Annotated in this window: 20 protein-coding genes; 7 read left to right on the top strand and 13 right to left on the bottom strand. The window is 51.3% G+C overall.

Annotation, left to right across the window (positions count from 1 at the left end):
• Positions 1–233: 233 nt before the first annotated feature.
• From ACNKIB_RS02880 to ACNKIB_RS02820, 13 genes are all read right to left on the bottom strand, one after another.
• Positions 234–1,079 carry a hypothetical protein gene (locus tag ACNKIB_RS02880; protein WP_417909038.1) on the bottom strand — a complete coding sequence of 282 codons (846 nt, stop codon included), beginning with the start codon at positions 1,077–1,079 and terminating at the stop codon, positions 234–236.
• A gap of 237 nt (positions 1,080–1,316) precedes the next feature.
• Positions 1,317–2,021 (bottom strand): hypothetical protein, encoded by a 705-nt coding sequence (locus ACNKIB_RS02875; RefSeq protein WP_417909037.1) that lies wholly within the window; start codon positions 2,019–2,021, stop codon positions 1,317–1,319.
• Between the two features lie 126 nt (positions 2,022–2,147).
• Positions 2,148–2,339 carry a hypothetical protein gene (locus tag ACNKIB_RS02870; RefSeq protein ID WP_417909036.1) on the bottom strand — a complete coding sequence of 64 codons (192 nt, stop codon included), beginning with the start codon at positions 2,337–2,339 and terminating at the stop codon, positions 2,148–2,150.
• Between the two features lie 375 nt (positions 2,340–2,714).
• Positions 2,715–3,191, bottom strand: coding sequence for a hypothetical protein (locus ACNKIB_RS02865; protein WP_417909035.1), 477 nt, complete (start codon positions 3,189–3,191; stop codon positions 2,715–2,717).
• A 159-nt stretch (positions 3,192–3,350) separates the two neighbouring features.
• Positions 3,351–3,686 carry a hypothetical protein gene (locus ACNKIB_RS02860; RefSeq protein ID WP_417909034.1) on the bottom strand — a complete coding sequence of 112 codons (336 nt, stop codon included), beginning with the start codon at positions 3,684–3,686 and terminating at the stop codon, positions 3,351–3,353.
• Positions 3,687–3,704: 18 nt separating this feature from the next.
• Positions 3,705–4,043: a hypothetical protein gene (locus ACNKIB_RS02855; protein ID WP_417909033.1), complete on the bottom strand. Its 339-nt coding sequence runs from the start codon at positions 4,041–4,043 to the stop codon at positions 3,705–3,707.
• Positions 4,044–4,292: 249 nt separating this feature from the next.
• The gene (locus tag ACNKIB_RS02850; RefSeq protein ID WP_417909032.1) at positions 4,293–4,577 is read right to left on the bottom strand and encodes a hypothetical protein; all 285 of its coding nucleotides are present in this window, start codon (positions 4,575–4,577) and stop codon (positions 4,293–4,295) included.
• Between the two features lie 84 nt (positions 4,578–4,661).
• Positions 4,662–5,045 carry a hypothetical protein gene (locus ACNKIB_RS02845; RefSeq protein WP_417909031.1) on the bottom strand — a complete coding sequence of 128 codons (384 nt, stop codon included), beginning with the start codon at positions 5,043–5,045 and terminating at the stop codon, positions 4,662–4,664.
• A gap of 194 nt (positions 5,046–5,239) precedes the next feature.
• A complete protein-coding gene (locus ACNKIB_RS02840; protein WP_417909030.1) occupies positions 5,240–8,056 on the bottom strand; it encodes a right-handed parallel beta-helix repeat-containing protein in 2,817 nt (938 codons plus the stop codon).
• A 526-nt stretch (positions 8,057–8,582) separates the two neighbouring features.
• Entirely contained in the window at positions 8,583–8,753 is a 171-nt protein-coding gene (locus ACNKIB_RS02835) for a hypothetical protein (protein ID WP_417909029.1), read from the bottom strand.
• Positions 8,737–9,213, bottom strand: coding sequence for an acyltransferase (locus ACNKIB_RS02830; RefSeq protein WP_417909028.1), 477 nt, complete (start codon positions 9,211–9,213; stop codon positions 8,737–8,739). Before ACNKIB_RS02830 ends, ACNKIB_RS02835 begins: the two co-directional genes overlap by 17 nt.
• 13 nt (positions 9,214–9,226) lie before the next feature.
• The gene (locus ACNKIB_RS02825; protein WP_417909027.1) at positions 9,227–10,912 is read right to left on the bottom strand and encodes an ABC transporter ATP-binding protein; all 1,686 of its coding nucleotides are present in this window, start codon (positions 10,910–10,912) and stop codon (positions 9,227–9,229) included.
• A gap of 80 nt (positions 10,913–10,992) precedes the next feature.
• Positions 10,993–12,480, bottom strand: coding sequence for a glycosyltransferase family 4 protein (locus tag ACNKIB_RS02820; protein WP_417909026.1), 1,488 nt, complete (start codon positions 12,478–12,480; stop codon positions 10,993–10,995).
• A 276-nt stretch (positions 12,481–12,756) separates the two neighbouring features.
• Here ACNKIB_RS02820 and ACNKIB_RS02815 point away from each other — a divergent pair, with 276 nt between their 5' ends.
• The 7 genes from ACNKIB_RS02815 (at position 12,757) to gatA (ending at position 18,398) form a co-directional block, all read left to right on the top strand.
• A complete protein-coding gene (locus ACNKIB_RS02815; protein WP_417909025.1) occupies positions 12,757–13,233 on the top strand; it encodes a C-GCAxxG-C-C family protein in 477 nt (158 codons plus the stop codon).
• Positions 13,234–13,507: 274 nt separating this feature from the next.
• Positions 13,508–13,975: a hypothetical protein gene (locus ACNKIB_RS02810; protein WP_417909024.1), complete on the top strand. Its 468-nt coding sequence runs from the start codon at positions 13,508–13,510 to the stop codon at positions 13,973–13,975.
• Between the two features lie 49 nt (positions 13,976–14,024).
• Positions 14,025–14,150 carry a hypothetical protein gene (locus tag ACNKIB_RS02805; RefSeq protein WP_417909023.1) on the top strand — a complete coding sequence of 42 codons (126 nt, stop codon included), beginning with the start codon at positions 14,025–14,027 and terminating at the stop codon, positions 14,148–14,150.
• 219 nt (positions 14,151–14,369) lie between these two features.
• On the top strand, positions 14,370–15,488 hold the full coding sequence (gene tgt / locus ACNKIB_RS02800) for a tRNA guanosine(34) transglycosylase Tgt (protein WP_417909022.1): 1,119 nt from the start codon (positions 14,370–14,372) through the stop codon (positions 15,486–15,488).
• Between the two features lie 18 nt (positions 15,489–15,506).
• On the top strand, positions 15,507–16,466 hold the full coding sequence (locus ACNKIB_RS02795; RefSeq protein WP_417909021.1) for a glucokinase: 960 nt from the start codon (positions 15,507–15,509) through the stop codon (positions 16,464–16,466).
• A 39-nt stretch (positions 16,467–16,505) separates the two neighbouring features.
• Positions 16,506–16,856, top strand: coding sequence for a preprotein translocase subunit YajC (gene yajC / locus ACNKIB_RS02790; protein ID WP_417909020.1), 351 nt, complete (start codon positions 16,506–16,508; stop codon positions 16,854–16,856).
• A gap of 81 nt (positions 16,857–16,937) precedes the next feature.
• Positions 16,938–18,398, top strand: coding sequence for an Asp-tRNA(Asn)/Glu-tRNA(Gln) amidotransferase subunit GatA (gene gatA, locus ACNKIB_RS02785; RefSeq protein WP_417909019.1), 1,461 nt, complete (start codon positions 16,938–16,940; stop codon positions 18,396–18,398).
• Positions 18,399–18,852 lie beyond the last annotated feature (454 nt).

Here is an 18,852-nt window from a genome sequence, read left to right as displayed (position 1 = left end):
CCTTGTTCGACAACCTCAAGCATCCTGGCGAAGGTCGAACGCTCAACACCTGTCGATCGCTTAAAATCCTCATCACTCAAACGTTGCACACTTTCGTATCTCATTCACACAAGGTACACGGCAGGCTCGACTTATGCAAGAAGTCTAATGACTCGCGTGCTTGCGGAAAACAAGAAGCCGGAGACGCTTTCGCATCCCCGGCTTGGCGCAGATCGGTCTCTGCCTAGTGCTTCTCAGTAGCCGTAGTAAGAAGGATAACCGCCCATTCCCATACCACCCATCATCCCCATTCCACCAGGCATTCCGCCGCCACCGTAGGGATATCCTCCTCCCATTCCCATACCACCAGGAGGTGTTCCATAACCGCCGCCGGAACTAGGATAACCACCATTCATCATGCCGCCGTTGTTGTAAGGAGAGTAACCAGGCATTGGCAGTGGAACGTTGGGAAAACCAGGATTATTCATAATGCCGTACTGCATGTAAGCCATCTGCTGCTGCTTGATCGGCGCGCTTAAGATGGGAATCATCATGGGCATCATGCCGCTCTGAAACCGACTGGGAAAATTCCAAGGCTGAATCTGACTGATCATGCTTTGCACCGCACCAGGCTGAATCATCGGCCTGAAGGTACTCTGTCCCATCCGGGAGATATCAGCGACTCGGCTCATCATGATCGAATCGCGCACGCTGTTTCTGATCTGATTAAAAGGAGACATGCCACTGCCCATGCCCTGCATATTCTGATAGGCCATGTTCATTCCGAGCTGATCGCGCTGCTGCTGTGGCAGAGATCTCATGCCCTGCATGACCACCTGCCGCAAATCCAGCATGGGCATTCCCACATTGCCTGGCGAACCACCCATGCCTATTCCGCCTGGCATCATTGGGCTACCATAACTGGGATTTGCGCCTATGACTCCTGGTACAGCAGTTAAGCCTGCGGCATCCATCCCCATGTTGCCCGGTACACTGTTGGATGGCACCATACCCATTGGACCGGGGCCGCCTGCCCATGCCACACCTGCCAAGCAGGCAAGAGCTAAACCGAATGCACTCTGAATCGTCTTTTTTCTCATTCTTCTCTCCTCTCTGTAAAACACTCTCGCTCGTTCCTGGTTGCGCCCGATGCCGGATGAATCTATTGTAAGGTAGCAGCTTCTACAGGATTTGTAAAATTTTTTCTCACGCACTGGAGGAATTCCTGCTCGCGAGTACTCTGGCAGCAAAAAAGCCGAAGACGCTCTTCGCATCTCCGGCCTCTCTGGTTCATCTTTCTGGCAGAGTTGCTCTGCCAGAGAAGCATTAGGCAAAACTTATTTTATGCCATCCTGCATGAACTGCATCTGCTGCTGTTTGATCTGGCCGCTGACATCATTCACGCCAGGCAGACCAGGCACGTTCGGGAAATCTGAACCCTGGATACCATCCTGCATGTAACCAATCTGCGGGGTCTTGATCTGATTGCTGACCTGGCCGACAATCATGGGCATCATCTTGCTCTTGAAGCGGTTAGGCAGCTCCCAGGGCTTAATGTTGCTGATGATGGTCTGTACCATCTGCGGCTGGATGTTGCTCCGATACAGGTTCGGGGCCATTGCAGAAATATTCTTGTAGCGGTCCATCAGGATGGTGTCCCGTACCTGTGCTCTGATTTTGGCGGCAGCAGCCTGCGGCATCAGGCCGAGATTCTGCTGAGTCAGCTGCTGGGCCAAGGAGTCACGCTGCTGCTGGGGCATATTCTGCACAGCCTGCTCAATCATCTGGCGGATGTCGAGAACACTGGCCTGAGAGGACTGCGCTGCCTGATCAGCCTCAGGCGAGAACAGGGTATCCATCTTGACGTTGCCACTGACCTGGCTGTTGACACCTTGCATCATGCCGCTGGCCATGCTGGCTGCAATGCCGCTGGATACAGAGCTGGCCATATTGTTGGCCATGCCTGCTGGTCCTTGAGCAACAGCCGCGCCTGCCAGGGCAAGCCCAATCCCCAACGTGAATCCAATAATTGCTTTTTTCATTTGTTTCTCCTCCTCTTGTTTGAAAAATCCAGCCACACCATGCAGCTGGATACCTCTCAAAACATATCAGCGTAGTTTCTCCCCGCTTTGCGCGGGCGATTTTTCTCTTTTGACAAAAATAGCTTTTTATGCTGCGTTTTGCAAGTCTTTTGCATACTCTGTTAATTTTTTATGAGTGCCGCCGCCCTCTCTACTGGCTCCGCGCAGTAAGCTGTTTTTGCTTTTATTCTCAAGTGCATCGCAACGCAGTATTTTTGGCACCTTTTCCTGCTGCGGAAAACGAAAAGCCGCACGTTGTGGTGCGGCGTTGCTGACCAAGAGACCTCTTGCGCACATCGTTTCTTAAAAAATTGTTTCGAATGCTACTCGGTAGGCAAGGAGTTCTGCCGATCCAAAGAGGAGTTTTGCCGAATAGGAAAGCAGTTCGGCTTGGCCGCAAAGGAGTTTGGCCGACCTAAAGAGGAGTTGTACCGATTAGGAAAGGAGTTTTGCTCGGCAGAAAAGGAATCTGGCCGAGTAACAAAGGAGTTTGACTAAGCCACAGAGGAGTTTTGCCGAGTAAGAAAGGAGTTATACTCGGCAGGAAAGAAGTTGTGCCGAGTTGCAAAGGAGTTTGGCCGACTACAACTCCTTTGCATCCTTGCCGCCGTTGTTGCTGCGCTCCTTGCAATCCATTTATCGACAAGACTGCTGCTATTGAGCCTGACTGCTTTCCTGATTCTCCAGGCCCGGCACATTGGGGAAAGAAGGATCATTGATGCCCTCTTGCATCTGCTGGAGCTGGCTGTCCTTGATCTGGCTGCTCACTTGGGCAACGATGTCGGGCATCATCCGCTGCTTGAACTTGCCCGGGAGCTCCCAAGGCCGCAGCTGACCCACCACTACCTGCACCATCTGCGGCTGTATCGCCTGTCGGTAGGTGCTCGAGGCATACAGGTACATGCTGTTGTACATGTTATTCATCACCCTGCTCGGCAGCTCGCTTTTGATCGATCCAGGTACAGCGGCATACTGCGTTTGCATGGTCTCCTGCTGCATCTTGCGCACCATCTCGTCAACGACGCTCAACATTTCTGGGTTCAACTCAACCGCATACACTGGCGCAGTCGCCATAATCACCCCTGCGGTTCCCAACAGTAACCGTGCGCTAATATTTTTCAGCATGTTCATTTCAGCCCTCATTTTCTTTTATTTTAGAAGAGATACCGTATGAAGTACGGTAGCACAGAGCAGACTGAGAAGTCAAGCCTGACTGAAGAAACAAAAACGCCGAAGGAAATGTGGACTTCCTTCGGCGTGTTGCTCTTACAACAGTCTAATCAAGACTGTTTAAGACTTTGGCGGTACGGGGATTGGAGCTGTCAGGATCTGCTGCATAAAGCCCTGCTTGATGACCTGAACGTTCTTCTCCATCATCACCGGCTGAATAACATTCATCAATTGCAGCTTGGAAGAGAACTCCTGCATCTTCTGGCCCCGCATTTGATCTTTCGGCGGAGTCTTAGAATAGAGGTCTCCCATGGTCTGCTGCTGCATCTGCATAATCATGCCATTGATCATCTGCATACTTTGATCATCAACAGGTGCTGCTGACGCTGAATTGGCAGCCACGAATGCTGCTGCTCCGAGAACAAGCCCAATGGTTGTCTTCTTTATTGCCTTCATTATTACCCTCTCCTCCTTTTAATTCTGCTGAGTGGTCACGCTGCCGCCGACATTCTGCTGCATGATCTGCATCTGGAGCGGTTTGATCTGATCACGCATCTTCTGCAACATCACCGGCTGAATGGAATTCTGCATGTAATTCTGCGAAGCGCGCTCGTTCATGTACTTGCCCATCATCTGCGGCTTAAACAGCATGGACTGATAGTTCTTCTGGATCATCTGCTGCTGGAGCTGGACAATAGCCTGCAAAGCTTTCTGTTCCATGCCGCTTGCCTGCTGTACCTGCTGCGCAGATGCTGCGCCAGCAACCAGAAGACCGGCGAATGCCATTCCCAGTGCGAATCTCATGCCTTTCATTTTACCTCCTCCTCGTGTTGAAAAACAATGGACAAGGAACCCCTCCTTGTCCGCTGCTGCCTTGCCTGAACGCAAATCGTATTACATCCGGCAAACAAACTTGCTGCCAGGCTAACCCGCCTGACAATGTATTCTCTTTTTATTTTTTTCTGTATAAAAATGCAAGAAAAAACGTCTCTGACTGCTACAAACAAAACTACAGCCGCTGCTCACGAAACAAAGCAGCGGCTTTGGCCCTCTACGAAATTTTTAAGGATTGCTTCCTCCCCTTGGAATCTGTTTCGCAGCTTCATCATAGGCTTTTTGGATCGCTTCGACATCCTGACCTTGATTAACTGCTTTGAAAATAGCCATTGCCGGTTTAGGCAAATATTCTATTTTTTCTGCATCCTTGACCCCTGCCTTCTCCAGCGTCTTGTGAACCTCTGTCGTGGTTGCCTCTGCCGCAGTCTCGGTCTGTGCTCCGGCATTGCCAGCAATGACTACAAAAGTCACCAAAGCAGCCAGTAAAACCAACTTTATCGACGGTACCATTTCTGTTCTTTCCTCCTATCTAAGCAGCTTGTACTGAAATGAGGATAACGCTTCAGTCTGTTCTGAAACGTTATCCTCTGCTTTTTATTGGAACGGCACGATTCTTTGTGCAATTCCATTCGTATTTGCAGGGTTACTCAGAGAATCTAGCACCTGCTGCCTTACATAAGCCATTACATTTCCGCCTACAATAGGCGTAATTTCCCGCATTAAAGGTCGCAGTCCTGCTTGTGTTCGCATCGTTGCATCCCTTATTGGATTACGCACAGCAACTATAGCTGGATTTACGGGCGGAAGGGTAGCAGGCCGAGCTGGCAAAAAAACACCAAGCGGCGCAGAATACAAAGGATCTGCTACGTCTGCTGGAGGAATATTCAGGGGTTGAATATTAGCAGCATAGCCAACACTAACACTTATAAAAGTAAGTGCGGTAGCAATCAAAGAAAATCTCACCGTTCTTAGCCTCATTCTTCAATCTCCTTTCTTGTTGTAATATTAAAATAAAAGCCAACCTCTTGTATTGGGAACAGCCTGTCTCAATGTAAAATCTAGTTTTAACTTACATTGAGACAGCTACTTCCCAAGGTTATAATTATGATCTACGACAACCAACAGGGTTTGTCAAGGAAACTACCTAGAAAATTATTCTCAGTAGCCAAGCCTCACCTCGCTTGAAGATTCGGCCTGCGGCCATTGGAACTGCCAACTGTGCCGGCAGACTCACCAAGCTCCTTGAACAGTTGCACATCCCGCCCGTTGTTGTTGCTCACCGTGTTGCTGTCCATGAAAATTTTCGCCAAGGCTTCGTGCGGGTAGCCAGTGACGATGCCGCCGCTTCTGCTCTTCTGGTCGTTGTCCGTGCTGTTATCTGTGACGGAATTGCCTTGAACAAAAAGATCACTCCGATTCAGCGAGGAGATGAAAATGCCGGATTTGCGGTTGCCATGTACGATGTTGCCGCGCACAGTCAGCTTGCTGCCAGGAGCAGCAGCGAGTGCAGCTTCGGTGCCAGGATTGACAGCGATGCCAACGATATTCTCGCGCACCTCGTTGCCTTCAATCGTCGGATAGGCTTCCTCCCGGACTCCGATGCCGATGTAGTTGCCATAAATGGCGTTGCTGCGCAGCAACGGCGAGGCCAAACCGCGTACCCCAATGCCGGTTACTTTGTTGTTGTAGATGTTGTTATGGTAAATCTGCCCTCCTGCACCCAGGCCGTTACTCACACCAACAGCGTTATCATAGATGTAGTTGTTATGAATTTTGGCGTGTTCAGTGAACTTCTTCTGACCATGAATACCAACCCCCACGTGTTTGTTGCCAGTGATCCTATTATCAATGATCTCTGGCGAGCAATTGAGGATTTGAATGCCGTGACCGAACTGGCCTGCGCCGCCGCCGGTGATGGTGAAGCCTTGGACTCGGCCTGTCGCTTTGTTGTCAAGATAGACGATCAAGATTGTCGCATCGTCACCTTTTTTGCTGCCGCCATCAATCACTGGATTGCCCACGCCAAGCAGGTTAATCGCCTTGTCAACGACTAAGCTCTCTTTGTAAGTGCCTGCCTGGACGACCACATCTTCGCCATCCTCGGCTGTGTCCAGTGCCATCTGGATGGTAGGATATTCATCTGGCACGGATCTACGGCCAGGCACCTGGCTCTGCTTGGTGCAGAAATAGGCGGTGTCTGGTTGGCTGGACTTCTTGCCGTTACCCACAGTTAGCTGCACGGTGTAACAGCCGGGCGCATCTGCAACAAAGGTAGGCCGCTCAGTATTGGCAGCGGACAGCATCGTCTGGCTGGCCCCAGGCTTTTTCAGCAGCATCCAGGCGTAGCTCAGTTCATTGCCGTTCTGTTTATTCTTGTCAAAGACAGAAAGCGTAACAGTTTGGCCGACACCAACCGGATCGTGCTGCTTGCTGATCTTAGCGATAGGCAGCTTGTCTGGATCGGCATTGATGGTCAGGTTGACCGGCGCGCTCCGTAGCCCCCAGCGATCAGTGACCGTCAGCTGTACTGCATATTGGCCGCCTTGGTCTGCCATGAAGGTACAGGTACCGTCTTGCTGTGGCATGATGGCCGCCATGCTTTGCATCGGCCTGCCGGTCAGCTGCCAGTCATAGCGCAGTGCATCGCCGTTGGGATCAAGACTAACCGCGCCGTTGAGCGCCACTTTATCCCCAGCATAGACCGGCTCTTTGAGGGCCTCAATCTGGGCCTGAGGCGGTTGATTGGCCGGTCTATTCTCCGCCTTGACATCCGGCCCGCCGTAGGCTCCTATGTCGTTGATATCCGCGCCAAGGGATGGCCCAAAGTTTTTGTCGTTGAACTTCTGGTCAGGATCGCCGTGGTCAATCGCCGGTGAACCAGGCCGCAGGTGGTAATCGTGCTGGGCTGGGTTGACAAAGAGTGGATCAGCAAAAAAATTCTTGCTCTTCTCCAAGGAAGCCTGATCCTCGTAGCCGCCAAACTGCAAGCGAATATACCAAAGATAGTCAGGATAAAAACCATCAGCGCGGTTATTGGCATAAAGCAGGTTGTAAGTGTAGCCGCTGCCGAAAGACTTGATGCCTGCCTCGCCGTTATTGACAACAATGTTGTTTTTGATCTCCGGCAGGGACTTTTCTTTGCCTTTCTGCGCTGTCTCAGTCGTAGTCTGTTCCGCTACAGAAATCCCGGCCAAGCCATTACTGGCAATGGTGTTGTTGACAATCCGCATCGCGGTCTGACCACAGCGGACTCCAGCCTCGCCATTGTTGTAGATCAGGTTGTTGGCAACTTTGCCGGCGGCCAAGGCCACGTTGATCCCAGCTTTTTTATTGTTGTGGATGGCATTGCCGATGATTTCCACGACAGAGGGCTGCTCGCCACCGGTATTAATTCCTGCCCAGTCATTGCGGGTGATGATGTTGCCGCGAATTTCCGCTGCGCTGTTCTCTTCAAGGAAGATACCCGCCTTACCATTCAAGGCCAGGATATTGCCGGTGATGGTGATCTTGCAACCTCTGGCGTAAACCCCAGCGGTCTTGTTGCCAGCGATGACATTATTGCTCACCGTGAACGATGCAGCGGAAGCGCAGTACACACCAGGCCCTACATCGGCATCTGGCATGATGAACGGAGCCTTACCGCCGGTAATGGTGAAGCCATCAATCACTGCATTGTCAGCAGCGAACACCACGTAGCCACCGCGTGCGCTGCCGTCGATGACTGCGGCGTATTTCTCAGCATCTCGTTCCGTAAAGGAGGCATTCCAATTTCCCTCCAAGCGCACACTAGGCCGAAGCGTGACGTTTTCAGAATAGGTGCCAGCAGCCACCCTCACTGTGTCGCCAGGCGCAGCCGCCTGCATCGCTTGCGTGATGCTCTGATATTCATTAGGCACCAAAATAAACTTGGCTTCAGCGGCAGCGGGTCGAAAGCAGAACGCAGCGAACAGCAGCACAGGCAAGGGCCGCCGACAAAGATGGCTCATCATTTTTTCCTTTTTTTTATATGTATTGCTCAAGCTAGCTCGGCACTTCCTTGCCAAAGAGCACAGAGGAATATGAAACGTTTCCAGAGGCCGCGACGAGGCTATTTTCTCTACCCTATCCCTCATACAACAAAGTGTCAGCAAGGGACAAGGAAAAAACAGCTATTTTTTCTTGGGTTGAAGCAATTCGCGTGAGGTGGACTTCCTGGCTGCCAGAATGTTCTCTCAGTCATCTGGGGTTGGATAAACCTGGAAGCAGCGGGCACTAGAAGGCAATGGGCGAGCGAGGAAAGTGCAGTATATTGCTGAATTTACAGAGCTACAAAAGATTGAGTAGTGCCTATTACCACTGCTCGGCTCCGGCAAAACGCACCTTTTTTGCTCGGTTGCCAAGGAGTTGTACTCGGCCAGAAAGGAGTTTTGCTTGGCCGGACTCCTTTCCGGCTTACTCAAACTCCTTTCTTAGTCGGCAGCAAAGGAGTCTTGCCGACTACAACTCCTTTCCTGCTCGGCAAGACTCCTCTTTAAGTCAGCAGAACTCCTTTGCTAGTCGGCCAGACTTCTTTTCTGCCGAGTACAACTCCTTTCTTGCTCGGCCAAACTCCTTTGTGGCCAAGCCGAACTGCTTTCTTAGCGAGTAGAATTCGAGGCAAGTTTTGTCGGATAATTCGCGTAGTGCCTTGCTATCCCTGCGCTTCATCAACATAACCAATGATCCGCGCCGGATTTCCTGTAACAATTGCGCATGAAGGTACTGAGCGTGTCACAACAGCACCAGCCCCGACCATAGCATTTTTTCCTATGACAATACCTGGCAGGATAACAGCACCAGCTCCTAGAGAGGCAAATTGTTCTATAATAGTTTCTTGAAAGCGATCTGGATAGACTCTCGATCTTGGAAATTTATCATTCGTAAATGAAACATTTGGCCCGATAAAGACATCATTATCAACCCGGATTCCATCCCATAACTGCACACCATTTTTGAGAGTTACCCGGTCTCCGACAATTACATCATTTTCAAGAAAACAATGCGAGCAGATATTGCACTGCTCGCCAATAACTGCTTTTGCCAGGATAACTACAAATTGCCAAATTCTTGTTCCTCGACCAATGGTCGTTGACTGGACATCGGCAAGCGGATGGATATAATATTCCATAAGATATACTCGGTTAAACTTTATAAAAAGCTCTCCCATTGGCAATCTCAAGAATATAATCGCTATCTTCTATCGTTGAAAGGCGATGGGCAATGCTGAAAACTGTCAAATCGTTATTGCTCTTCTGGTAAATATTCTTGATCACTTCTTTTTCAGTCGCACTGTCCAAGGCACTGGTCGCCTCATCCAAAACCAGAATCTTGGCCTGCTTATACAAAGCTCGAGCGATACCAATGCGCTGTCGTTGCCCACCAGATAGACGTACTCCCCGCTCTCCGACCAAAGTTTGATATCCCATGGGCAATGTCTCAATGAAGGTATCAAGTTGAGCCATTTGTGCGGCTTCTTTTGCCCGTGTAAGGTCTATTTTATTAACCGCAATACCAAAAGCAATATTTTCTATGATAGAGCTATCAGCGAGAAAGATACTTTGAGAGACATGCGCGATGTTTTGCTGCCAGGCTCGGATATTATGCCGGTTAATCGGAATGCCATCAATCAGTATCCGGCCCTGAGTTGGCGTAAGAAGCCCCATAACAAGATCAAGTAGCGTACTTTTGCCGCTGCCGGTGGTACCAACAAAGCCGATCCGGGAGCCTTTTGGAATAGTCAGGCAGATATCTTCAAGAACTGGTCGCTCGGAATTGGTATATTGAAAGCTGACATTTTGCAGAACAATGTTACGGTTGAACGGCAAAGGCTGAACAAGGTGCGCTGCTTCGGTAGAAGGTTTAATCTTATCCAACCATGAAGCCACTTCGACCAATATAGCCTGAGTGCCGCTGATAAATGACCAAGAAAAATATACTTGCTGAAGCCCTGGCAACAAGCGTTGGGCACCTAAAGCCAAGGCTCCCAGCAAGGGGAGTACCTGTTGTTGATCCGACGAATTTTTCTGGAGGAAATAGGCCAAAGCAGTAAGAAGGATGATGCCTGCTAACTCCAGCAGTGCTTTTGGCACGTTGCTGAGGAAAATATTTTCCATGCCAGCATATTGCAGTTTACTCACTGCTTGAGCATAGGTTTGACTGAAAAACGCTTGGCTCCCGTCGAGGATAACTTCGCGAATACCACCTAGCCCTTCCTGCATGTATTTTACAGATCGAGTTTGATTCTCTGCTATCGCGTTGCTGTTGTTGTTGATGCGAAGGCGTGTTAGATAACCTGTGAGCAGATATCCTCCACCTAGAATAATAAGCGCAGATAAAGCAAGAAGCGGACTGATCAGTAAAAGCGTACCTGCAACCGCACAACTCATCACGAGAGCAGTAAGTAAAAAAAGCACCTGCATAATGCCTGCAGTAACGGCGATAGCTGCTTTTTCTGTAGTCAGACTAATCAACTCGCTGCTGTTATGTGCCAGCTGAAATTCATAGGGTTGATGCAGAACCATGTCATAAAGATCACAGCGCAACTGAATCCCCATCGCTGCTGTCAATCTTGCATTAAACCAGAGCTGGAATATCCGCACTCCCGCAGCACCTGCTGAAAGAAGGGCGAAACCTGCGGTCAGGGGTAGCAGCAGTTCCTCTGCCGAGTGGATATCCAATACTCTGATGATCGGCTGGATCCATCTTGCCTGCATCAGCATCTCTGGCGGCAAAGTCAAGACGCTCAGAAAGGGCACTGCCGCGCCAATGCTGACCATCTCCGCCAACACAGACACGATCATCAGGAAAAAGAGGAAAAAAAGCTGCAATCTGCGTCTTCTACCCAGATATCGCCAGAGAACAAGGAGGCTATTCAGTGGCCTGTTGCTGCAATGTGCGGCAGGCATCATCAGGCGCAGCTCATTTTCTTTAGAGCAGCAATCATGCTTCTCCGCAGCACACCTATCTTTTTCAACATATTATGACTGCTCACGTTTTCTCTGCCCATATCTTTTAGCAACAGAAGTGAGCCGAGATGATACGGCTCCCCCTCAGCACTGTAATCATGCAGAGGCAATTCAACTCTCAGCATCAACTCTTGTTGGACAACATATCCTGCTGTGCTGTTACGCTCCCAGCGAAAATGACGTGGCACTGACCGATCAATCAGGCAAGTGAATTCAGCGAGGTCAATCTCCAGGCTATTCAATGTTTTCTTTACTTCTTCCCACAACTGCTCCAAACTATCCACTTGAGCAATTTCAACCTGTTGACTGAAAAAATAACGACTTTCGAGGCTGAGGTCAATTTCCTCAGTGATATTCCTTGCCCATGAAGACATCTTGCGCATTGTAATGAGATCCGCAAGACGAAGATAGTGGATTGCTGCCATTCCTGCGGCACCCATGAAAAAAAGAATCAAGGCTGAGGTCGCGTTTTGAGTATGGACCAAGATTACCGCGCCGATGCCGAAAAAAATAGTCATCCCATAGATAAGAAGCACAGCCCTGCGGTGTGTAAAGCCGAGTAGAACAAGTTTATGATGAATATGCAGCATATCTGGTTGAAACATTCTCTGGCCAGCAGCAAAACGCCGCACTGGTGCCCAGAGGGCATCAATTAATGGTACGCCAAGAGCAATAACTGGCATGAGGAGGGCCGTAGCAACCTGGCCTTTCATGGTTCCGCTGATACTAAGGGCAGCCAGACAATAACCAAGAAAATAGCTCCCGCTGTCGCCCAGAAAAATAGAGGCAGGATTGAAATTGTAACGCAGGAAACCGGCAGCAGCACCGGCAAGCGAGGCAAAAGCAACCGCTGGAACAAGCTGGCCATTCGTGGCACAGACGACTAGCATAGACAGAGAGACAAACAGACAAATACCTGTAGCAAGACCATCAAGACCATCGATCAGATTAAGCGCATTGATCACCAGGACAAACCAGAAAACTGTGGCGGGTAAGGAAAGTAGGCCTAAGGCTACTGCGCCGCCAAGAGGATGAGTGACCACATTGATTTTAATCCCGCAAAAATAGACTAAGGTGGCTACAAGGATCTGGCCGACGAATTTGGTTTTGAAAGAGAGACCTCTAATGTCGTCTATTAGGCCGAGCAGGAAAATCAGAACAGCACCGAGGATAAAGCAGGGGAACTGTAGATTAATGAAAAGCAGCTGGGCAACATGGCTATGGTCACGCAAGAAAAAAAGGAGCAGAAACGGGAAGAGAAAAGAAAGAAAGATCGACACCCCGCCGATCCTTGGTACGGCCCTTTGGTGCAGCTTGCGGGCGGAAGGTTTATCTACCAACCCGAGCTTGTTCGCAACCTTTTCCACCTGCGGGGTTACTGCCAAGGCAAAAAATAACGCAGCGGCAAAGGTGAGCTGGATAGTGACCATTGTTTTTTTGCTGAATTTCTGAGGGGAAAAAGGACGATCAGAAGATGCTTTTTATTACGCCACTGCCAGGGGGCTTGCCGGATATTGGTAATTAATTATATCAGGGCAGCGGAAAAAATGTCGCGCCTTTTCATTTCTCCTGTCTGGAAGCGGAAAGCAGGGTTGCAGAGATGCGGCTCTGCCGTTATCATGTTGTTGCTCCGTTCTGAAAATTCTTCTTTGAGTTTGGGGCGTGAAGCATGGTATAATAGATCAAAATTTCAGCAGAGGGAAAAAGTGCAGGAGCGAGAAAACACAGTGGCTAAGGCCGAAGAGCTGTTTAAAGACGGATTTCATTGCAGCCAGGCAGTGCTGAATGCTTGCGCCGGGCTATTTCGAGAGGAGCCGCCGCCTCTGGAATTGACCGCAGCGATGGCCTCCTTTGCTGGTGGTATGGGACATAGCGGCCATATCTGCGGAGCCTTGTCTGGAGCCTTGGCCTCCATCGGTTTTGCCTTGGGAAAGACATCACCCAAAGGCGAAAATCACAATCTCCTGAACAAACTTGGCCAGGAAATGATCAGCGAGTTCGCTCGGATCACCAGCGAATATAGTAGCATGAACTGTGCTGACATTGCTCAAGTGGACTGGCAGAACAGCGAGGCAGTGCGGCAGTTCCGCACTGACCCGAACAGCAACCGCAGGCACTGCGTCAAGGTGGTACGTGAAACAAGCGGCTGTCTGCATGATTTAGTGAGAAAGCATCTTGCGTAGAAGTAGTCAGCCGGATGGTTCCGGCGACGAATCCGCTGTTCTGAATAAAAGCAGGCAGCGCAGTTCAATAACAAAACACAGGAGGGATACAAGAACATGAAGACATTGAAGCTGGTTAGTATTTCATTCTTAGCACTGGCGGCTCTCAGCGGGTGTGCCCACCACCGCGACGACAACAGAACCTGTACAACCGTATATGATTTGGTGCCGCCGACGAGTTACGAGGGCAAGATGTGCGTGATGAGATGCGGGCGGGAAAGAAAACAGTGTCGGGATGACAAAGCGCAGCAGTATAAAAATTGTTCGCATTACAACCGGCTGGCCGGAATGGAATTTGAACGCTGCCTTGCTTCTGGGGCGACCAATTGTTACAGTGCCAGTACGCCGCCTTGCGAAAGACCTTGTGAAAGCACCGGGCCATGCGCCGATGAATGCCAGGCAGAATACCGTTTCTGCTACGAGAGCTGCGGCGGAACCGTCACCAGCAGGGAAGTTTGCACTGGTGATGACGGTTGTGACAGAGGCGGTATCTGCGACTGACCTTTTCTCTGCTGAACACCATAGGAGGCTCTGGCAAGAAGTTCTTGTCAGAGCCTTTGTAGTTGCCCTTTCAGCCCGGTTCCGGGCCTTTTTCTTTTTTAAAAATAGACCGGTTGCTTACGTCAAAACATCAATTGCAGCAAGCCGCCAGCAAATTGCTGTAGAGAAGGAACCGCTTGCTTTCCTTGTAGTATTTACTTGATAGCCACTCGGTACAACTCCTTTCTTGCTCGCTGGCAAAGGAGTTTGGCTTGGCAACAGAGGAGTTCTGCCGACTTGCCAAGGAGTTGTACTCGGCAGAAAAGGAGTCTGGCCGACTACCAAAGGAGTTTGGCCAAGCCGCAGAGGAGTTTTGCCGACTTGGAAAGGAGTTGTAGTCGGCAAGACTCCTTTGCTGCTAACCAGGAAAGGAGTTTTGCCGAGCCGAACTCCTCTGTTGCCGACTACAACTCCTTTCTTACCGAGCCAAACTCCTTGGTAAACGAGCCATATTCTTCCCTTAGGTAGTTGCCCACGTGATCAATCAGGGAAAAAAGGTTTATTTTCCACTTCCATCTCAATTGTAACCCTTTTGGTTGACTTAGGCAGGAGATCTCATGCCGTTGTATTCACCTTTCACCCTGTTGCACCAGTCTTCTCAATGCTCGGCCCGCTGCGGCAGGGTTGCCACCTTGCATGGCAGCGTTGAGACCCCGGTTTTCATGCCGGTTGGCACGCAAGCCACGGTTAAGGCTGTCACACCAGAGAATTTGGCGGAGCTTGGTGCGCAGATTATCCTTGGCAACACCTACCACCTCTTTATTCGGCCCGGCCACGAGCTGATCCGCACGTTCGGCGGCTTGCACAAGTTTATGCACTGGGATAAGCCGATTCTCACCGATTCGGGCGGCTTCCAGATTTTCAGCCTCAAAGAGCTGGCCAAGATCACCGAACAGGGCGCGGAGTTCCGCTCACATATTGACGGCAGCAAACTTTTCCTCAGCCCGGAAAAGGCGGTGGAAGTGCAGGAGGCTCTTGGCTCTGATATCATGATGGTACTCGATACCTGCATCCCTTATCCCGCGACCTATGACGAAGCAGCCAAAGCCACCGCCCTTACCTCGCGTTGGGCGCAACGTTGCCGGGAAGCGCAGAGCGAGACTGGCCAGTTGCTCTTTGGCATTGTCCAAGGCGGCATGTATCCTGAGCTGCGGCAGCTGTCAGCGGCGGAGCTGATCGAGATTGGCTTTGATGGCTACGCGCTCGGCGGCCTGTCGGTCGGCGAACCCAAGGAGCAGATGCACGCGATGCTCGACGCGACCGTGCATTTGCTGCCAGACAACCATCCCAAGTACCTGATGGGCGTGGGCACGCCAGAGGATTTGGTCGAGGGCGTGTTTCGCGGGGTTGATATGTTCGATTGCGTGATGCCCACCCGCAATGCCCGCAATGGAATGCTCTTTACTTCGAGCGGCAGAGTTGTTATAAAAAACAGTTGTTATCGGGAAGATCAGGGGCCAGTGGATGAACGCTGCGGTTGCTACACGTGCCGCAACTATTCCCGCGCTTATCTGCGCCATCTCTTTCAATCCAGCGAGATTCTTGCCTATCAGCTCAACAGTATTCACAACCTGCATTACTACTGCTCGCTGATGGCGGAGATGCGCCAGGTAATTGCGGAAGATCGGTTTGTGGAGTGGCGGGGGGAGTTTTATGCGCGGCGGGAAGAGCTGTAGGGTTATTTACATAAAAAAATGAATACCTCTTTAGTTTGCGACATCGGCGGAACCAACAGCAGGTTTGCCTGTTTTCAGCAGGAAGGCAACAAGCTTCTGCTGGAAAGCGCGACAGCCATCAAAACAAACGATTTTGCTTCCTTCGAGGAACTGCTAAACGCGCTGAAAGAAAAGGGCGGCCAATTTGACGTGCAGCAGCACCGCAAACTGGTTCTCGCCATTCCCGGCCCGGTAACTCCAGCAGATTTGCTTTCGTTCCCCAATATAAAGTGGACGATCAGCAAATCCAAGCTGAAGAAGCTCTATCCGAACACAGAGATTTCCGTTATCAACGATTTCACCGCGCAAGCCTACGGTTGCCTCACGGCAGCAGTGGATAACGCGCTGCCGCTAATCAGCCTAGAACAGACGCGAGATGATCTTGCCATCGTTGGCGCAGGTACAGGGCTTGGTCACGGCACCTTGAAGAAGACAGCAAACGGCGGCTACCTGCATCTTCCCTCTGAAGCGGGACACATTCCCTTTCCCTTTGTCACCGATGATTTTGAACAGCGATTCCGCTTCTTCATCGTCCAGCAAACTGGCCTAGCGCATCCTGTCGGCGACAATGTGGTTTCCGGCAGAGGGCTTGCCATGCTGCATCAGTTCATCACTGGCAAATTGCTGTCTCCCAGCGAAGTCGCCGCAGAGCTTGCTGCCCAATCAGAAACAACGCAGTGGTTCGCCAAATTCTACGCCAGAGACTGCCGAAATTATGCCTTGACCACTTTAGCCGGTGGCGGCAAGCTCTTCATCTCTGGCGGAGTGGCGATCAAGAACCCTTTCTTAGTTGACAACGATGCCTTCAGAAACGAATTTCTGCAAGGCTCAGACACCGCACAGGACGTGCTGGCCCACATTGCAGTTTCTCTTATCCAGGATGAACGAATTGGGCTATTTGGCGCGGCCTGCTATGCCTCTCAGCAACCCGCTTGCTGATTTTTCATTTTTTCCCAACCTTAATTTGGAGAACATTCAATGGCTGAAATAGCCTACGCCCAATCCACCCCAGCCGCAGCCCCGGCAGTAGGAGGCATGGCCTCTCTGAGCCAATTTGCCCCGCTTATTCTGATTTTCGTTGTCTTTTATTTCCTGCTCATCCGTCCGCAGCAGAAGAAGGCGCAGGAGCAGCAGAGTTTCCTCAGCAATTTGCAAAAAGGCGACAAGGTGATGACCGGCGGCGGGGTACATGGCACCATCACTGGCCTGACTGACACCGCTGTCACCTTGGAAATTGCCGACAATGTGCGGATTAAGGTGCAGCGCGGTTATGTCCTGCCGATGCCTTTGGCTGAAGAGAAACAGGCAGCAGCAGCTAAAAAAGGCTGAGGCATTTAAGGCTGCTAATCTCCATCGGGCATGGAGCATCAATCCCTTGGTTTACTCTAACAACCTTTGAGCTGTTTCCAAATGGACTTGCATACACTCACCCTGCGGCAGGCGCAGCAGAAGCTGGCGGCGCGGGAAATCACCGCGAAGGCCCTTACCGAATCCTTGTTGGCCCGGATTGACCAAGTGGAAGACAAAGTCAGGGCTTATCTGAGCCTCCACCCGGAGCAGGCGATGCTTGCTGCCGAACGGGCGGACAAAAAGCTGGCGCAAGGCCAAGGTGGTCTGCTTTGCGGTCTACCCCTGTCGGTCAAGGACGTGCTCTGCACCGAGAACATGCCGACTACCTGCGGTTCAAAGATGCTGGAAGGCTTTGTCCCGCCCTATAACGCGACCGTGGTGGAGAGATTACTCGCCGAAGACGCAGTTATACTCGGTAAGGTCAGCATGGACGAGTTTGCCATGGGGTCAACCAACGAGAACTGCGCCTACAAGGACAATATTCCGCAGAATCCGTGGAAGCTGGGCTATGTAGCAGGCGGTTCCAGCGGCGGTTCAGCGGCTTCGGTGGCGGCAGGCGAATGTTTGGCCTCGCTTGGCTCGGATACTGGCGGCTCAATCCGGCAACCCGCCTCGCTTTGCGGCGTAGTTGGCCTGAAACCCACCTATGGCCGGGTCTCGCGCTACGGTTTGGTGGCCTTTGCCTCCTCGCTGGATCAGGTTGGGCCGCTGACCAAAGACGTTGCCGACTGCGCCTTGTTGATGCAGGTCATTGCCGGGCATGATCAGCGCGATTCCACTTCCGCCAAACAGGAGGTGCCGGACTATAGCGCGGTCTTGCAGGACGGCATGAAGGGTGTCCGCGTCGGCATACCTCATGAGTATTTCGGCGCAGGGCTGGATGGGGAAGTAGAAAAGAATATCCGGGCCGGAATTGCCATGCTCAAGGAAGCAGGCGCGGAGTTGGTGGAGGTTTCGCTGCCCCACACCGAATACTGCGTGGCCGTGTATTACCTCATCGCCTCCGCAGAGGCAAGCTCGAACCTGGCCCGCTACGATGGCGTGCGTTACGGCCAGCGAGCAGCAGCTGACAGCCTGATTGACATGTACCGCCAGACCCGTTCGCAGGGTTTTGGCGAGGAAGTCAAGCGGCGCATCTTGATTGGCACCTACGCTTTGTCAGCTGGCTATTACGATGCCTATTACAAAAAGGCTTCGCAGGTACGGACGCTGATTCGCGAGGATTTCGCCAAGGCATTTGCCCAGTGCGACGTGCTGGTGTCGCCGGTTACACCCACCCCGGCCTGGCCGCTCGGCCAGAAGGCGGACAATCCGCTCGCCTTGTATTTGTCAGACATCCTCACTATCTCTGCAAATCTGGCAGGCATCCCCGGCATGTCCGTGCCTTGCGGCTTTTCCGCCGCAGGCTTGCCGATTGGAATGCAACTCCAGGCTAGTCATTTCAATGAGGCCGTACTTTTCCGCGCTGGCTGGAACTTAGAACAGCAAGCCGGGGTAAAAGGCAAGCAGCCGGACTTGTAATCGGAGGAGTTCTCCTCGCTCGGCAAGGAGTTTTGCTCGGCAAAAGAGGAGTGCTGCCGACTTACAAAGGAGTTTGGCCGAGTAGGAAAGGAATTGTACTCGGCAGGAAAGAAGTTCGGCTTGGCCACAAAGGAGTTTTGCCGACTTGGAGAGGAGTTTGAGTCGGCAGCAGAGGAGTTCTGCCGACTAACAAAGGAGTTTGAGTAAGCCGGAAAGGAGTTCGGCTCGGCAACAAAGGAGTTTGGCCGAGCAGAACTCCTTAGCAAACGACTAAAAAAGGAGCGTTTTGCCCGATCATTGCCTCACACCACGCCCAAAAATCAGCGTTACCCCGCGCTGATCAACTCTCTGCAATTTTTCAACTTCAGCAACCTGCTTAAATTGCCTCGACAGGCCTGTTCGTTGCATTGGCTCGTCAGTTTAAAAAATCTACGGCCCACTCTGAAAAAGTCAT

Source organism: Candidatus Electronema sp. PJ (assembly GCF_048287395.1).
GTDB lineage: Bacteria > Desulfobacterota > Desulfobulbia > Desulfobulbales > Desulfobulbaceae > Electronema.
The sequence above is the reverse complement of the archived record's forward strand: the minus strand, read 5'-3'. Positions and strand labels throughout refer to the sequence as shown.

What these genes read in the sequence shown, in the direction of transcription:
- ACNKIB_RS02880 (WP_417909038.1), bottom strand. Translation starts at nt 1,079, where the DNA reads ATGAGAAAAAAGACGATTCAGAGTGCATTCGGTTTAGCTCTTGCCTGC.
- ACNKIB_RS02875 (WP_417909037.1), bottom strand. Translation starts at nt 2,021, where the DNA reads ATGAAAAAAGCAATTATTGGATTCACGTTGGGGATTGGGCTTGCCCTG.
- ACNKIB_RS02865 (WP_417909035.1), bottom strand. Translation starts at nt 3,191, where the DNA reads ATGAACATGCTGAAAAATATTAGCGCACGGTTACTGTTGGGAACCGCA.
- ACNKIB_RS02860 (WP_417909034.1), bottom strand. Translation starts at nt 3,686, where the DNA reads ATGAAGGCAATAAAGAAGACAACCATTGGGCTTGTTCTCGGAGCAGCA.
- ACNKIB_RS02855 (WP_417909033.1), bottom strand. Translation starts at nt 4,043, where the DNA reads ATGAAAGGCATGAGATTCGCACTGGGAATGGCATTCGCCGGTCTTCTG.
- ACNKIB_RS02850 (WP_417909032.1), bottom strand. Translation starts at nt 4,577, where the DNA reads ATGGTACCGTCGATAAAGTTGGTTTTACTGGCTGCTTTGGTGACTTTT.
- ACNKIB_RS02845 (WP_417909031.1), bottom strand. Translation starts at nt 5,045, where the DNA reads ATGAGGCTAAGAACGGTGAGATTTTCTTTGATTGCTACCGCACTTACT.
- ACNKIB_RS02840 (WP_417909030.1), bottom strand. Translation starts at nt 8,056, where the DNA reads ATGATGAGCCATCTTTGTCGGCGGCCCTTGCCTGTGCTGCTGTTCGCT.
- ACNKIB_RS02835 (WP_417909029.1), bottom strand. Translation starts at nt 8,753, where the DNA reads ATGAAGCGCAGGGATAGCAAGGCACTACGCGAATTATCCGACAAAACT.
- ACNKIB_RS02830 (WP_417909028.1), bottom strand. Translation starts at nt 9,213, where the DNA reads ATGGAATATTATATCCATCCGCTTGCCGATGTCCAGTCAACGACCATT.
- ACNKIB_RS02820 (WP_417909026.1), bottom strand. Translation starts at nt 12,480, where the DNA reads ATGGTCACTATCCAGCTCACCTTTGCCGCTGCGTTATTTTTTGCCTTG.
- ACNKIB_RS02810 (WP_417909024.1), top strand. Translation starts at nt 13,508, where the DNA reads ATGACAAAGCGCAGCAGTATAAAAATTGTTCGCATTACAACCGGCTGG.
- tgt (WP_417909022.1), top strand. Translation starts at nt 14,370, where the DNA reads ATGCCGTTGTATTCACCTTTCACCCTGTTGCACCAGTCTTCTCAATGC.
- ACNKIB_RS02795 (WP_417909021.1), top strand. Translation starts at nt 15,507, where the DNA reads ATGAATACCTCTTTAGTTTGCGACATCGGCGGAACCAACAGCAGGTTT.
- yajC (WP_417909020.1), top strand. Translation starts at nt 16,506, where the DNA reads ATGGCTGAAATAGCCTACGCCCAATCCACCCCAGCCGCAGCCCCGGCA.
- gatA (WP_417909019.1), top strand. Translation starts at nt 16,938, where the DNA reads ATGGACTTGCATACACTCACCCTGCGGCAGGCGCAGCAGAAGCTGGCG.